This window comes from Microbacterium petrolearium (genome assembly GCF_054782875.1).
Genome location: NZ_BAAGRQ010000005.1, coordinates 38,651 through 51,954, shown reverse-complemented (window position 1 = coordinate 51,954; position 13,304 = coordinate 38,651). Strand labels below are relative to the sequence as shown.

At 72.6% G+C, this 13,304-nt stretch carries 14 protein-coding genes and 1 tRNA gene; 3 read left to right on the top strand and 12 right to left on the bottom strand.

The features are described from left to right. Positions 1-52: 52 nt before the first annotated feature. From ACYVJ0_RS05665 to ACYVJ0_RS05630, 8 genes are all read right to left on the bottom strand, one after another. Positions 53-475 (bottom strand): prepilin-type N-terminal cleavage/methylation domain-containing protein, encoded by a 423-nt coding sequence (locus ACYVJ0_RS05665; RefSeq protein WP_460816562.1) that lies wholly within the window; start codon positions 473-475, stop codon positions 53-55. 129 nt (positions 476-604) lie between these two features. Further along, complete coding sequence (locus ACYVJ0_RS05660; protein ID WP_460816560.1) at positions 605-1,840, bottom strand: type II secretion system F family protein; 1,236 nt, start codon at positions 1,838-1,840, stop codon at positions 605-607. After that, positions 1,837-3,021, bottom strand: a complete 1,185-nt coding sequence (locus ACYVJ0_RS05655) for a type IV pilus twitching motility protein PilT (protein ID WP_460816559.1) — start codon at positions 3,019-3,021, stop codon at positions 1,837-1,839. The genes ACYVJ0_RS05660 and ACYVJ0_RS05655 overlap by 4 nt, the downstream gene beginning before the upstream one ends. A gap of 114 nt (positions 3,022-3,135) precedes the next feature. Continuing rightward, positions 3,136-4,824: a GspE/PulE family protein gene (locus ACYVJ0_RS05650; RefSeq protein ID WP_460816557.1), complete on the bottom strand. Its 1,689-nt coding sequence runs from the start codon at positions 4,822-4,824 to the stop codon at positions 3,136-3,138. 92 nt (positions 4,825-4,916) lie between these two features. Beyond that, on the bottom strand, positions 4,917-5,522 hold the full coding sequence (locus ACYVJ0_RS05645) for a hypothetical protein (protein WP_460816555.1): 606 nt from the start codon (positions 5,520-5,522) through the stop codon (positions 4,917-4,919). Next, complete coding sequence (locus ACYVJ0_RS05640) at positions 5,519-6,337, bottom strand: inositol monophosphatase family protein (RefSeq protein WP_460816553.1); 819 nt, start codon at positions 6,335-6,337, stop codon at positions 5,519-5,521. Before ACYVJ0_RS05640 ends, ACYVJ0_RS05645 begins: the two co-directional genes overlap by 4 nt. A 164-nt stretch (positions 6,338-6,501) precedes the next feature. Continuing rightward, positions 6,502-6,577: transfer RNA gene (locus ACYVJ0_RS05635), tRNA-Lys, on the bottom strand. Between the two features lie 164 nt (positions 6,578-6,741). Then, on the bottom strand, positions 6,742-6,993 hold the full coding sequence (locus tag ACYVJ0_RS05630; RefSeq protein WP_449854516.1) for a DUF6458 family protein: 252 nt from the start codon (positions 6,991-6,993) through the stop codon (positions 6,742-6,744). 140 nt (positions 6,994-7,133) lie between these two features. Between ACYVJ0_RS05630 and ACYVJ0_RS05625 the strand changes: the two genes are divergently transcribed. Continuing rightward, positions 7,134-7,445: a helix-turn-helix domain-containing protein gene (locus ACYVJ0_RS05625; RefSeq protein ID WP_460816552.1), complete on the top strand. Its 312-nt coding sequence runs from the start codon at positions 7,134-7,136 to the stop codon at positions 7,443-7,445. A gap of 60 nt (positions 7,446-7,505) precedes the next feature. Here the strand turns inward: ACYVJ0_RS05625 and ACYVJ0_RS05620 are convergent, their stop codons facing one another. The 4 genes from ACYVJ0_RS05620 to ACYVJ0_RS05605 all read right to left on the bottom strand — a co-directional run bounded on the left by ACYVJ0_RS05620 (position 7,506) and on the right by ACYVJ0_RS05605 (position 10,561). Then, positions 7,506-7,805, bottom strand: a complete 300-nt coding sequence (locus tag ACYVJ0_RS05620; protein ID WP_460816550.1) for a hypothetical protein — start codon at positions 7,803-7,805, stop codon at positions 7,506-7,508. Between the two features lie 82 nt (positions 7,806-7,887). Next, positions 7,888-8,907 (bottom strand): hypothetical protein, encoded by a 1,020-nt coding sequence (locus ACYVJ0_RS05615; RefSeq protein WP_460816548.1) that lies wholly within the window; start codon positions 8,905-8,907, stop codon positions 7,888-7,890. A 21-nt stretch (positions 8,908-8,928) separates the two neighbouring features. Continuing rightward, on the bottom strand, positions 8,929-9,621 hold the full coding sequence (locus ACYVJ0_RS05610; RefSeq protein ID WP_460816546.1) for a phosphocholine cytidylyltransferase family protein: 693 nt from the start codon (positions 9,619-9,621) through the stop codon (positions 8,929-8,931). A gap of 79 nt (positions 9,622-9,700) precedes the next feature. Further along, a complete protein-coding gene (locus tag ACYVJ0_RS05605; protein WP_460816545.1) occupies positions 9,701-10,561 on the bottom strand; it encodes a hypothetical protein in 861 nt (286 codons plus the stop codon). Here ACYVJ0_RS05605 and ACYVJ0_RS05600 point away from each other — a divergent pair. Then, positions 10,518-11,747, top strand: coding sequence for an ABC transporter ATP-binding protein (locus ACYVJ0_RS05600; RefSeq protein WP_460816543.1), 1,230 nt, complete (start codon positions 10,518-10,520; stop codon positions 11,745-11,747). The two genes, ACYVJ0_RS05605 and ACYVJ0_RS05600, sit on opposite strands and share 44 nt — an antisense overlap. Continuing rightward, positions 11,723-13,291: a hypothetical protein gene (locus ACYVJ0_RS05595; protein WP_460816541.1), complete on the top strand. Its 1,569-nt coding sequence runs from the start codon at positions 11,723-11,725 to the stop codon at positions 13,289-13,291. Before ACYVJ0_RS05600 ends, ACYVJ0_RS05595 begins: the two co-directional genes overlap by 25 nt. The last annotated feature ends 13 nt before the right edge of the window (positions 13,292-13,304 follow it).

Below are 13,304 nucleotides of genomic sequence, written 5' to 3'. Positions count from 1 at the left end.
GGAGGGGTGGTGCCGGCGCCCGGGATGATCCGGGCGCCGGCACCATCGGAGTTCAGTTCTCGGTGGGATCGCCCGTCTGACCCGTGACGTACGTCCACTTGCCGTCGGTCGCGGTGAACTCGACGCTGTCCGCGTCGCCGTCCGTCGCCGCCGCGCCGGTGACCCAGATGCCATCACCGGCAGTGGCGCTGGTCGCCGTGGTCATCTCCTGCTCGGCCTTCTCGATCGCGCCGGCGATGTCATTCGGGTTGTCGAACAGCTCGGACGCGTAGATCGACTTGGCCTGGGTGGCGGCCGACTTCACGGCGGCCTTCTCGGCGTTCTCGACCGAGCCCATCACGAGCGGGATGGCGACGGCGGCGAGGACGCCGATGATGAGGACGACGACGAGCAGCTCGACGAGGGTGAAGCCCTTCTCGTCCTTCTTGAGCAGCTCGCTGCGGCGGCGCATGAGCGCCGGGAGGATGGTGTTCATTCTTGCTCCTTTATCGGGGTGGTGAGGTGCTTCCGGCCGCGCGCGACCGGGGGTGTCCGGGGCGGATCCGGGGGAGCTCTCCGCGGTCCGGACGGTCTTCTCTCGGGTGGACGGGTGGGGGATTGGCCGCTACATGCTGTTCATCTGGTCGAAGATGCCGAACATGGGCAGGTACATGGCGAGGATCATGCCGCCGACGATCACGCCGACGACGACGACCATGATCGGCTCGATCATGGCGGTGAGCCGCTCGGCCGTGAGCTGCACCTCGCGGTCGGTGAACTCGGCCACGCGCTGCAGCATGGCGTCGAGCGAGCCGGTGTCCTCGCCCACCGCGACCATCTGCGTCACGAGCGGCGGGAACACCTCCTCGCCGGCCATGAGCGTCGCGAGCGAGCGGCCCTTGCGCACGCCGTCGGCGATGCGGCCCACGGCCTCCTCGACGAGCGCGCTGTCGGCCGACTGCTTCACGATCGACAGGGCCTGCAGGATCGGCACGCCGGCGCCGATCGTCGTGGCGAGGGTGCGGGTGAAGCGCGCGATGGCGGCCTTGCGGAAGAACGGCCCGAGCACGGGGATGCGCGACCGGGCGCGGTCGATCGCGATGCGCACCTCGGCCTGCGTGCCGTAGCGGCGGAACCACAGCCACACCGCCAGCGTCGCCACGAGCACGACGGGCAGGATCCACACCATGTTGTCGGAGAGCGCGACCATCACCTGCGTGGGGATCGGCAGCTCGCCGCCCAGGTCCGAGTACATGCCCTCGAAGACGGGCACGATGAAGGTCAGCATCGCGAACACGGCGAGCACCGCCACGCACAGCACGATCACCGGGTAGGTCATCGCCGACTTCATGGTGTCGCGGATCTTCAGGTCGGCCTCGAAGCCCTCCGCCGCCGACTCCAGCGACTGCGAGAGGAACCCGCCGGCCTCGCCCGCGCGCACGAGGTGCACGAGCAGCGGCGGGAACACGTCGGGGCGCTTGGCGAAGGCGTCGGAGAGCGCGTTGCCCCGCTCGATCTCCTTGAGCACGCCCTTCAGCACCTCGCGCAGCTTCTCGTCGTCGACCTGCGCCGTGATGATGTTCAGGCCACGCACGAGCGTGAGGCCCGCGTCGATCATCGTCGCCAGCTGGCGGATCACGAGCGTCACCTGCCGCAGCGGGATGCGCCGCTCGAAGCCCGAGAACCCGATGTCGCGGGTGAGGAAGCTCGACTCGGTGACGGAGGTGGGGGTCAGCCCCAGTGCCCGCACGCGCGCGAGGGCCGCGGCCTTGCTCGGCGCGTCGATCGTGCCGCGACGGCGCTTGCCCGCCTCGTCGGTGCCGACGTAGTCGAACGCCTGGGTCGGCTGCGTCGCGGTCACGGCTGCCTCCTCAGGGCACGCCGCGAGAACTCGTCGCCGTAGTCGGGCTCGCCGGCGACACCCACGTTCGAGCGCCGCGCGAGCTGGTGGAAGCCGTCGCGGTCCTGGGCGCGCTCCAGGCCCGCCTCGTACGTGATCCGGCCGGCGTCGATGAGCTGGGCCAGGCTCTGGTCGAGCGTGTGCATGCCGTGCGCCGATCCGGACTGGAGCACACCGGGGATCTGGTGGATCTCGCCCTCGCGGATGAGGTTCGCCACGGCCGGCGTCATCACGAGCACCTCCGTGGCCGCGACGCGACCGGTTCCCGACGCGTCGGGGATGAGGGTCTGGGCGACGACGCCGCGCAGCGTGGAGGCGAGCTGCGTGCGCACCTGCGACTGCTGGTGCGGCGGGAAGACGTCGATGATGCGGTCGATCGTCTGCGGCGCGCTCTGCGTGTGCAGCGTGCCGAAGACGAGGTGCCCCGTCTCGGCCGCCGTGAGCGCGACCTGGATCGTGTCGAGGTCGCGCAGCTCGCCGATGAGGATGACGTCGGGGTCCTGGCGCAGCACCTGGCGCAGCGCGCGGTGGAAGCTCAGCGTGTCGCTGCCCACCTCGCGCTGGTTCACGATCGAGCGGTTGTGACGGTGCAGGAACTCGATCGGGTCCTCGATCGTCATGATGTGCTCGGACCGGGTGCGGTTGATGTGGTCGATCATCGCCGCGAGGGTGGTCGACTTGCCCGAGCCCGTCGGGCCCGTCACGAGCACGAGACCGCGGGGCAGCTCCGCGAAGCGCGCGAGCGTGTGCGGCATGCCGAGCTCCGAGAGCGGCTTGATGTTCACCGGGACCATGCGGAACACCGCGCCGACCGATCCCCGCTGCACGAACACGTTCACGCGGAACCGGGCGCCCGCCGCGTACGCGAAGTCGAGCTCCTGCTCCTTCTCGAACGCGTTGAGCTGATCGCGGGTGAGCAGGCCGAGGATCTCGCGATGCGTGTCCTCCGGCATCCACACGGGCGCGCCGGGGATGGGGCGCAACTCGCCGTGCAGGCGCATCATCGGCGGGATGCCGACCGTGATGTGCAGGTCGGACCCGCCGTCGGCGACCAGGCGCCTCAGGGCGTCGTGGATCGTGAAGGGGCGCGCGGCACCGTCGGGTCCGGGGCCGAGCGCTGTCGGGTCAGCGGCATCATGCACTCAAGCGATCATGCCGGTACCCGAGCAGGATGGGTAGCACTGCCCGGGGAGAATTAACCGGGGACATTTTGACACATCCGGTGTCTCGGTATACCGGGTGCACCGATCGGCGCCTCAGGCGACGACGCGGAGGATCTCCTCGACCGACGTGATGCCCGAGAGCGCCTTCTCCCAGCCGTCCTCGCGCAGCGTGCGCATGCCCTGCTTCCGGGCGAGCTGGGAGATCTCCGTCCCCGAGGCCCGCTGCACGGCGAGGCGCTCGATCTCCTCGCTCACGGCCATCACCTCGTGCACGGCCGTGCGGCCGCGGTAGCCCGTGTCGGCGCAGTGCGGGCAGCCGACGGGGCGGAACAGCGGGCGGTCGTCGCCGTCCGGCCGGGCGAACCCGCTGGCGGCGAGCTCCGCCGTGCCGAGCTCCACGGGCTCCTTGCAGCGCTCGCAGAGCTTGCGGATGAGGCGCTGGGCGACGACGACGTCGAGGGCGGAGCCGACGAGGAACGGCTCCACGCCCATCTCGATGAGGCGGGTCACGGCGCTCGGCGCGTCGTTGGTGTGCAGGGTGGAGAGCACGAGGTGACCGGTGAGGGCCGACTCGATCGCGATGTTGGCCGTCTCGGCGTCGCGGATCTCGCCGACGAGCATCACGTCGGGGTCGGAGCGCAGGATGGCGCGAAGCGCGTTCGCGAAGGTCAGACCCGCCTGGTTGTTGATCTGCACCTGGTTGATGCCCGACATCCGGTACTCGACGGGGTCCTCGATCGTGATGACGTTCACCTCCGGCCGTGCGAGCTCCGTCACCGTCGAGTACAGCGTCGTGGACTTGCCCGATCCGGTGGGCCCGGTGACGAGGATCATGCCGTAGGGCTTCGTGTACGACGCGCGGTAGACCTCGAGGTTGCGCGGCGAGAGGTTGAGGTTCTCGAGCGAGACGACGCCGCCGGCCTGATCGAGGATGCGCATCACGATCTTCTCGCCCCAGACCGTGGGCAGCGTCGCCACGCGCAGGTCGACCTTCCGACCCTCGTGCGTGACCGAGATGCGGCCGTCCTGCGGGATCCGCCGCTCCGAGATGTCGATGTCGCTCATGACCTTCAGGCGCGAGATCACGCCGTTCTGGATCGCCTTGGGTGCGCTCGGCATCTCGTGCAGCACGCCGTCGATGCGGCAGCGCACCCGCACGCGGTCGGCGCCCGGCTCGATGTGGATGTCGCTCGCGCGGTCGCGGATGGCCTGGCTGAGCACGAGGTTGACGAAGCGCACGACGGGCGCGTCCTCGTCCTCGCCCACCCCGCCCGACACGGCGAACGAGCCGTCGTCGACGGACTCCTCCGCGCTCGTCTCGAGGCTCGTGGACAGCTGGGTGAGCTCCTCGTCCGCGCGACGGTGCCTGTCGATGTAGGCATGGATGTCGCTCGCGGTCGCGACGACGATGGCGACCGGCACGCGGAACGCGACGCGCACGTCGTCGAGGGCGATGACGTTCTCGGGGTCCGCCATCGCGAGCACGAGCCGCTGCTCGCCGCCGACGTCGCGCACGGCGAGCGGCGCGACCTCGTTCGAGTGCGCGAACGACACCGAGAGTCGCTGCAGGAGCTCGGGCTGCGTCACCTCGTCGTCGAGACGCACGAAGGGCGCGCCGAACTGCGTCGCGCGCGCCTGGGCGAAGGCCTCCTCGGCCAGCTCGCCCGTCTCGATCAGCGCGCGCAGGCGCGCCATCTCCTCCTGGTCGGAGCCGGCGAGTTCCAGGGCGCGCTCGCGGGGCAGCGCCCCCTGACGGACGAGGATGTGGATGAGCCCGGCCACGGTGCGCCTTTCGGGACGACGTCGGTGCGATCGGGCTGCATCTTACGCCGTCCCCATGACGTGATGGGGGTGCCCAGGCAGCCGCCTGGCGGTCAGGCGGGCGGCCACGAGACGAGCACGAGGCTCTGCTTGGTGTCGGCGAGCGTGACCCAGCCGTCGCCGAAGCCGTAGGTCATGCCGTAGCCCTGGTCGTCCGTGGCGATGGCGTAGGCCGGGTCCTCGGTGAGGAACACGGCCCCGTCCTGCTCCTCGCGGATCCAGCCCTGCGTCTCCAGCTCGGCCTGCAGGGTGGCCGCGGTCTCGGCGTCGAGGGGCGCCCAGCCGAAGATCTGCACGTGATCGGTGGCGACGCTGTAGTCGCCCCACACGCACTGGATCCCCTCCGGCACCACGGTCGCGCCGATCCGGAACTCCTCCGGCTCGGCGCTCCACCCCACGCTCTCGAACTGATCCACGACCTCGGCGGGGATGATCGTCTCGCACGTCGGATCGGCAGCGGGCTCGGGCGTCTGCTGCCCGCCCTGCTCGTCGCCCTGCGGATCCGCGCCCTGCGGCTGCTCGGTGGCCGGCGGCGGCGTCGACGGCGCGGGGGCGGTCGGGGCGTCCTGCGCGCAGCCCGCGAGCGCGATCGCGACGGCCGCGACGCCGACGAGCACGGGCAGGGCGCGGAGTGCGGCCCCGGCTCGGCGGCGGCTCATGTGCTCGCTCCCCGCAGCACGCCCAGGATCGCGTCGTGCAGCAGGCCGTTGCTGGCGAGCGCCGACCCGGAGGCGATCGTCTCGTCGCCCTCGAAGGAGGTGAGCCGGCCGCCCGCCTCGCGCACGATCGCGGCGGCGGCGGCGATGTCGTACTCCTTGACGTCGAACTCGCCGACGAACTCGATCCGGCCCTCGGCCAGCAGCATGTACGACCAGACGTCGCCGTAGGCGCGATCGCGCCACACGCGCGACTGCAGCGCGAGCAGCGCGTCGAGTCGGCCGGCGTCGCGCCACTGAGCGAGGCTCTGGAAGCTGATGGAGGCGTCCTCGAGCGCGTCGACCCGCGAGACGCCGATGCGGCGGGCGCCGTCGGGCGCGCTCGTCCAGGCGCCCGCTCCCTCGGCGGCCCACCAGCGGCGCCCCATGGCGGGCATGCTCACGACGCCCAGGCGCACGGCGCCGTCGACCTCGAGCGCGATCATGGTGCCCCAGGCGGGGACGCCGCGCAGGTAGTTGGCCGTGCCGTCGATGGGATCGACGATCCAGCGGCGAGCGGCGGCGTCGCCCTCGCCGTACTCCTCGCCGAAGATGCCGTCGCCGGGCCGCTCGGCAGCCAGCAGCTCGCGGATCGCCCGCTCGGCGGCGAGATCGGCCTCGGTCACGTGGGTGCGATCCGCCTTGCGCCGCACATCCAGGTCGACCGCGTCGAAGCGCGCGAGCGTCTGCGCATCGGCGGCGTCCGCCAGGCGCAGGGCGAGCGCGAGGTCGTCGCTCGGATCGAACGCGGCGGGGGAGTAGGGATCGGGGGAGTCCACCGCTCAAGGCTATCCGGCGCGATATCACGGTCCGGGAACGTTTCGCCGCGAGACGGCTCCACCGCGCAGCCCTCTGCAGGAGAGAGGGGGCGCGGATCGCGTCACCCCGCCGTGGAAACGCGAATCCCCGGCGACCCTTTCGGGTCTGATCGGGGATTTCCGTGTGGTGCACCCCCAGGGACTTGAACCCTGAACCCACTGATTAAGAGTCAGTTGCTCTGCCGATTGAGCTAGAGGTGCGTTCCGGATCCGGGGCCTTTCGGCTTTCCGAACCGAGGATCGACTCTATCAGCTTCCCGGTGGGTTCGCCAATCGATCCGGGTGCCTCGCGCCTTCCGCACGTGGCGAGGTGGACCCCGCCATCCGGGGAGGGGGCGCTCCACCCGGACGACGGGGACCGTCGCTCACAGCGGGTCGGCGTCGGTGCGTCGCTCGGTCACGCGCGACGCGCCGCCCGTGTCGCCGACGGTGCGGGTGCGCTCGATCGAGGAGCGGCGGCGCAGCAGCAGGACGAGACCCACGACGAACACGACGACACCGGCACCCATCAGCAGGTAGCCGACGAAGTCGTCGTTCAGCCACGGCACGTCCAGCTCCAGCCCGAACGCCAGGATGGCGCCGAGGATGAACAGCACTACTCCGGTTCCGATACTCATGCCCCGAACGATACGGGTGCTCCCCGGCGGCGTCATCGGGCTTGACATCGCCGCGGATACAGGGATGGAGCGAAGGGGTGGCGTATAATCTGGGGCATATGAGCACCCGTGCCGCGCGTCGCGGTCTGAATGCTGGTGGCATGGGCGAACCGCACTCCCTCGCGGCGAAGAAGGTGGGCGCGCGCGTGGCGGAGCTGCGTCACCGCGCCGGCCTGAGCGCGAAGGCGCTCGCCGAGTGCGCGGACCTCGACCTCACCCACCTGCAGCGCGTGGAGCGCGGCCAGGCGAACCCGACGCTCATGACGCTCGTGCAGATCGCCGTCGCGCTCGAGGTCGATCCTGGCCTCCTCGTGCAGGGGATCGCGGCGGAGGAGCTGCAGGAGGGGCGTCTGCCGTACGGCCACACGCAGCGCGCGACGCGGCGGCGCCGCACCTTCGTCTCGGAGCTCTGAGCGTCGGCGCCCCGGCCTGTCGCACAGGGACGGCCCGACGCGAGGGGAGCGCTGGACGGTTCACACGGTGAAGCGCCACAGGTACTCGGCGTCGGCGTCGAACCACGCGAGGGTGGTGACGGCGCTGGCGCGATCCACATCGCACAGGCACAGCTGCAGTGCCTCGCCGGGCCGCACGCGGCCCCAGCGCTCGGTGCGCGCGCGCCCGTGCTCGTCGCACAGGAAGACGCGGACGGCATCGGCGGGATCGCGGCCGCGGTGGCGCACGATCGGGTGCGCCGGATCGGCACGGTCGATGTGCCACGGCACGGGGTACGCGCCTCGGCCGGGAGGCCGGCGGCGCAGGGGGAGCGGGAACATGAGGGCGACGCTAGGCAGGTCCTCCGACGCGCGGGACCCCCACGAGGGGCTCAGCGGCCGAGCTGTGGACGAGGCGCGCCGCTCAGCGTGCTGTGGAGGAAGCGCCGGGATCGCCGCCCGCGGGGCCTGCGTCGTCGGCGGCATCCGCCGCCGCCGCGCCCGCCTCGTCGCGCGGGCCTCGGCCGCCCGGCACGATGCGGCGCGCGACGCCGAGGGCATCGCGGCCGAGGGCGCCGAGCCCGCGCCCCGCCACCGCGACACCGCGCGAGGCGGTGCCCGCGGCGCCGGCCACGGCCGATCCGATGCGGCCGGCCGCGCCGCCTACGCGGCGCTCGATCCGCTCCGCGCCCTCGCGCGGCTCGAGAGCCGCGGGCAGCGTGGCGGGTGCGGGTCCGAAGGCGCGCCGCGAGGCCGTCACGACGCGGCGGCCGAGCACGTGGTTGCCCGCGCCGCCCACGGCCGCGCCGACGCCGAACGGCAGTGCCTTGCCGATGAACGAGCCGGCGCCCACGCGCGCGAAGTGCCGCACGAACGCCGTCTTCAGCCGGTCGGCGACCTGCCGCGTGACGGTCTTGGGCAGCGACTTCGTGATCAGGTCGCCCCAGTAGGCGCCCCGGCCGATCCCCCTGCCCGACGCCTGCGCCGCCAGCTGGCGCAGCAGGTCGACGCCCTCCTGGCCCATCATCAGCGTCATCACGAGCGTGCGAGCGCGATCGCGGTCCTCGACGGCGATGCCGTGCACCTCCGCGAGCGACTGCGCGAACAGCGTCGTGGCTTCGAGGAAGCCGGCCGTCTCCGCGCCCGACAGCGCGAGCGTGATGCCCGTTCCCACGCCGGGGACGACCGCCGTGGCGCCGACGGCGGCGCCCCCGGTCGTCACGGCCGCGAGATACCGGCGCTCGAGCACGCGCACGATCTGCTCGGGCGTGGCGTCGGGGTGGCGCAGGCGGATGGATCGCAGGTGCGCGAGCACCACCGGGCGGTGGATGGACATGACCCGGTCGAGCGCGCGGACGTGCGCCGGATGATCGGCCGCGGGCGTCTCACCCTGCCACGGAGCGTCGTCCGGCAGGGAGTGGATCTTCGCGACCTTGTCGGGCACGGGGAGATCCTACGTCGTCGATCAGACGAACTGGTTGGCTCGCGCCAGGTCCTCGGCGAAGTCGACCTCGACGGCGTAGAAGTCCGAGATGTCCATGGGGAGCACCCGGATGCCCTCCTCGGCGATGGCGAGCTCGATGCCGCGCTCGAAGTAGTCCTGGTCGTCGACGCGCTGCAGGTGGCGGATGAGCGAGCGCTTGTCGGCGCGCGAGATGTAGTTGATGCCCACGGCCTCGCCGATGCCGCCGACGACGGTCTTCGACAGCTCGTCGATGTGGCCGGTGGCGGAGACGGTGTACTTGACCTCCTCGTCGCTCACCTTCGCGGTGTTCACCGCGACGAACGACGTGTCGGCCTCGATGAGGGCGGCGGCGCGGCCGAGCACGCGGGGGTCGAAGACGACATCGCCGTTCATCCAGAGCACGCCGCTCTTGCCGGTGGCCTGCAGCGCGCGCAGCAGGCTCTTCGAGGTGTTGGTCTGGTCGTAGCGCTCGTTGTAGACGTAGTTGGCCTGCGGGAAGCGCTCGACGATGTCCTCGGCGCGATAGCCGACGACGGTGGTGATGCGGGCGTCGTCGCCGAAGGCGGCGCGGATGTTCTCGTGCTGCTGCTGCATGATGGAACGACCGTCGCTCAGCTCGGTCAGCGACTTGGGCAGCGCACGGCCGAGGCGCGTGCCCATGCCGGCGGCCAGGATGACGGTCTGAATGCTCATATCCTCATGCTCTCATTCGGCGTTCACGACGTATTCATGATGAGTTCACCGTGACGAATGAACCAGATGGTAGCGAGAATCACTGGGAAGGGGCACGATAGCGCGCCGTCCGCGACCGGATCGTTGCGCGATCGCCCATTCCGCACAGCGGGCGCGCCCGCCGCGCGCATTCAGGCGGTGCTGGGTACGTTGAGAGGGTGACGCCCTCCCCACGCGACGAATCAGCAGAGACGCCGGACGGTGGACCGCCCCAGGAGGCGCCGGCCGCCGAGGAGACCGCGCCGAGCGCGGCCCGCAAGCGACCTGCGGCGCCGCGGAAGCGGCCCGCCGCGTCGTCGTCCGCGCGCGCGTCGTCGTCCGCGCGCGCATCCGGCGCGACCGAGGCGGGCGAGTCGCCGTCCGAGACGGCGGACGCCGCCGCGAAGAAGCCGGCCGCGCGGAAGACCGGCACCACCGCCCGCAAGACCGGCGCAGGCTCGTCCACGTCCACGTCCACTTCCCGAACCGCATCCGCCCGCACGGGATCGACGGCCGCCTCGAAGGCGCGCACCCCGGCGAAGGGTCGCGCGGCATCGACGGCGGAGCCGACGGAGGACGCGGGCGCCGCGAAGGACGCGGGGGGCGCGAAGGACGCATCGGCACCGGGCTCCGGCACGGCGGCGCGGAAGCCGCGCGCCCCGAGGGCCGCGGGGTCCGCCGCCTCCCGCACGAAGGCCGCGGGGAGCGGGAGCACCTCCGCGCGCGCCGGCAGCACGGCCGCGCGGAAGACCGCGGGAGCTGCCAAGGGCACGGACTCCGCGAAGCCCACCGGTGCGGCGAAGCCCCGTACGGCGAAGCCCGCCGGCGCCGCGAAGCCCGCCGAGGCGCCGAAGCCTGCCGCGGCGGAGAGCGAGCCGATGGCGAGGAAGTCGGCTGCCCGCGACGCGGAGTACAAGGACATCGCCACGCAGCCCGTGCCCACGGCGGGGCCGCAGGTGCGCGCCGTCGTGGCGAGCACCGACGAGGCGCCCGCGATCTTCAAGCGCGCCGCGCCGGCGGCTGATGTGCCCCCGGCCGCGCCGGCCGACGCCGAGCCCGCCACGGCGACGACGCCCGAACCCGAACCCACGGCTGAGCCGAGGCCCGAACCCACGGCCGAGCCGGCGCCAGAGGCGCAGCCCGTGCCGACATCCGAGTCGGAGGCCGTCGAGGCGGAGCCGGCCGAGGCCGCGCCCGGCGAGGCGCCGCCGGCCGAGCCCGAGCCTCAGGCGGAGGAGCGCGCCCCCGAGCCGGCCACGCCGCCGCTGCCGCCGATCCCGGCCGCCGTCGCCGCCGCGACGTCGGCGCCCGTCGAGACGGGCGGCCCCGCCGACGCGCCGACGTCGCCCGCCGACGCGCTGCGCGTGCGAGGGCTCGTGAAGGCGTACGGCGGATCCGATGCCGTCTACGGCGTCGACATGACCGTGCCGGCCGGATCGTTCTACGGGATCGTCGGGCCGAACGGCGCGGGCAAGACGACCACCCTGTCGATGATCTCCGGGCTGCTCAAGCCGGACGAGGGCAGCATCGAGGTGTTCGGCGTCGACATGGTGCGTCGTCCGCGCCAGGCGAAGGCGCTGATCGGCGTGCTGCCCGACCGCGTGCGCACGTTCGACCGGCTCACCGGGCGCCAGCTGCTGTACTACTTCGGCGTGCTGCGGGGCCTCAAGCCGTCGGTCGTCGCCAAGCGCACCGCCGACCTGGCGCGCGCCTTCGACTTCGCCGACGCGCTGGGCCGCGTCGTGGCCGACTACTCGGCGGGCATGACGAAGAAGGTGATGCTGGCGGGCGCCATGATCCACTCGCCGCGCATGCTCGTGCTCGACGAGCCGTTCGAGGCGGTGGACCCCGTCTCGTCGGCCAGCATCCTCGAGATCCTCTCGGCGTACGTGGAGCACGGCGGCACGGTGGTGCTGTCGAGCCACGGCATGGACCTCGTCGAGAGCGTCTGCAGCCGCGTGGCCGTGGTGGTGTCGGGCAACGTGCTGGCGGAGGGAACCGTCGACGAGGTCAAGGGCGAGATCTCGCTGGAGCAGCGCTTCGTGGAGCTCTCGGCCGGTGGCGCGAGCATGGAGGGGCTCGAATGGCTGCACGCATCCTCCGACTGAGACTCGCCCTGCTCCTCGGGGGCCTGCGCGCCCCGGGCGCCGTCGCCTCGCGGATCGCGGGCGTCCTCGTGCTGCTCGCCGCCGTCGTGCTCGCGTGCGCCGGCATCCTGAGCCTCGCCGAGGACGGCCCCGCCGTGGCGGACGCCGTGCTCACCCTCGCCGGCACGGGTGTGCTCGTGGGCTTCGCGCTGGCGCCCGTCATGAGCGCCGCGGACGACCCGCTCGATCCGCGTCGCTTCGCCGTGCTCGGTCTCGACGCGCGGCAGCTGACGGGCCCCCTCGCGCTCGCGTCGCTCGTGAGCCTGCCCACGCTCGCGCTCCTGGCCGTCGAGGTCTGCACCGCGATCACCTGGACGCGCCTCGGGGTGCCGGCCGTCGTCGCGATCCTCGCGGCGCTCGTGCACGCGGCGACGTGCATCGTGCTCGCGCGGCTGAGCATGGCGTTCGGCGCCCTCGTGCTGCGCGGCCGCCGCACGCGCGAGCTGTCGAGCCTGTTCGTGCTCGGCATCATCGTGGTCGTGCTGCCCGTCGCCGTCTTCTTCGCGTCGCTGGAGTGGCGCGGGCGCGTGCCCAGCCAGCTGCAGGCCGTGGTCGAGGTGCTGGCCCTCACGCCGGTGGGCGCCGCCTCCGGCCTGCCGGGGGCCGTGGCGCTCGGGCAGGAGCCGACGGCGGGGCTGGCCGCGGGCGTGGCGCTGCTGACCCTCGCGGCCGCGGCCGCGGTGTGGGTGTGGTCGGTGCACCGCATGCTCGTCACCGTCGATCCGCCGCTCGACGACCGCGAGCGCAGCGGCCTCGGCTGGTTCGCCGTCATGCCGGCGACGCCGGGCGGCGCGATCGCGGCGCGCAGCATCATGTACTGGTTCGGTGACAGCCGCCACCTCGTCAACCTCGGGATCATCCCCGTCGTCGGGCTGCTGCCGATCGTGCCCCTGCTGGTGGCGGGGGTGCCGGCGAACTACGCGGCCCTCATCCCCGTGCCGATCATGGCGCTGTTCCTGGGGTGGGTCTCGCACAACGACGTCGCCTACGACTCCTCGGCCATCTGGATGCACATCACGGCGGGCGTCAGCGGGCTCGCCGATCGCGTCGGCCGCATCGTCCCCGTGCTCATGGCCGGCATCGCGCTGCTGGCCGTCGCCATCCCGCTCGCCACGGCGTTCTACGGGCGGTGGGCGCTGCTGCCGGCGCTCGCGGGCGTCGCCACGAGCCTCTTCCTCACGGGCCTGGGGCTGTCGAGCGTCTCGTCGGTGCTCGCGCCCTACCCCGTGCCGCGCCCGGGCGACAGCCCGTTCCGCCAGCCGCAGCGGACCGGCTCGAGCGGCGTGGTCGCGCAGGCGCTCGTGATGCTCGGCGCGCTCGTGCTCTCGGCGCCGACGCTGTGGCTCGCGTGGCGCGCGCTGACCGACGACATCGCGCTCGCCGCCGACGCGCAGTGGGCGGGCGTCGGCACGGGCGTCGGCGTGCTCGTGCTCGGCGTCGCCGCGGGCTCGCTGCTGTGGAGCCGGCGCTCGTACCAGATCATGGAGTTCGCCGCGACGACCTGACGCCCGGCAACTA

What these genes read in the sequence shown, in the direction of transcription:
- ACYVJ0_RS05610 (WP_460816546.1), bottom strand. Translation starts at nt 9,621, where the DNA reads ATGAGCATTCAGACCGTCATCCTGGCCGCCGGCATGGGCACGCGCCTC.
- ACYVJ0_RS05645 (WP_460816555.1), bottom strand. Translation starts at nt 5,522, where the DNA reads ATGAGCCGCCGCCGAGCCGGGGCCGCACTCCGCGCCCTGCCCGTGCTC.
- ACYVJ0_RS05595 (WP_460816541.1), top strand. Translation starts at nt 11,723, where the DNA reads ATGGCTGCACGCATCCTCCGACTGAGACTCGCCCTGCTCCTCGGGGGC.
- ACYVJ0_RS05625 (WP_460816552.1), top strand. Translation starts at nt 7,134, where the DNA reads ATGGGCGAACCGCACTCCCTCGCGGCGAAGAAGGTGGGCGCGCGCGTG.
- ACYVJ0_RS05605 (WP_460816545.1), bottom strand. Translation starts at nt 10,561, where the DNA reads ATGTCCTTGTACTCCGCGTCGCGGGCAGCCGACTTCCTCGCCATCGGC.
- ACYVJ0_RS05665 (WP_460816562.1), bottom strand. Translation starts at nt 475, where the DNA reads ATGAACACCATCCTCCCGGCGCTCATGCGCCGCCGCAGCGAGCTGCTC.
- ACYVJ0_RS05600 (WP_460816543.1), top strand. Translation starts at nt 10,518, where the DNA reads ATGGCGAGGAAGTCGGCTGCCCGCGACGCGGAGTACAAGGACATCGCC.
- ACYVJ0_RS05620 (WP_460816550.1), bottom strand. Translation starts at nt 7,805, where the DNA reads ATGTTCCCGCTCCCCCTGCGCCGCCGGCCTCCCGGCCGAGGCGCGTAC.
- ACYVJ0_RS05630 (WP_449854516.1), bottom strand. Translation starts at nt 6,993, where the DNA reads ATGAGTATCGGAACCGGAGTAGTGCTGTTCATCCTCGGCGCCATCCTG.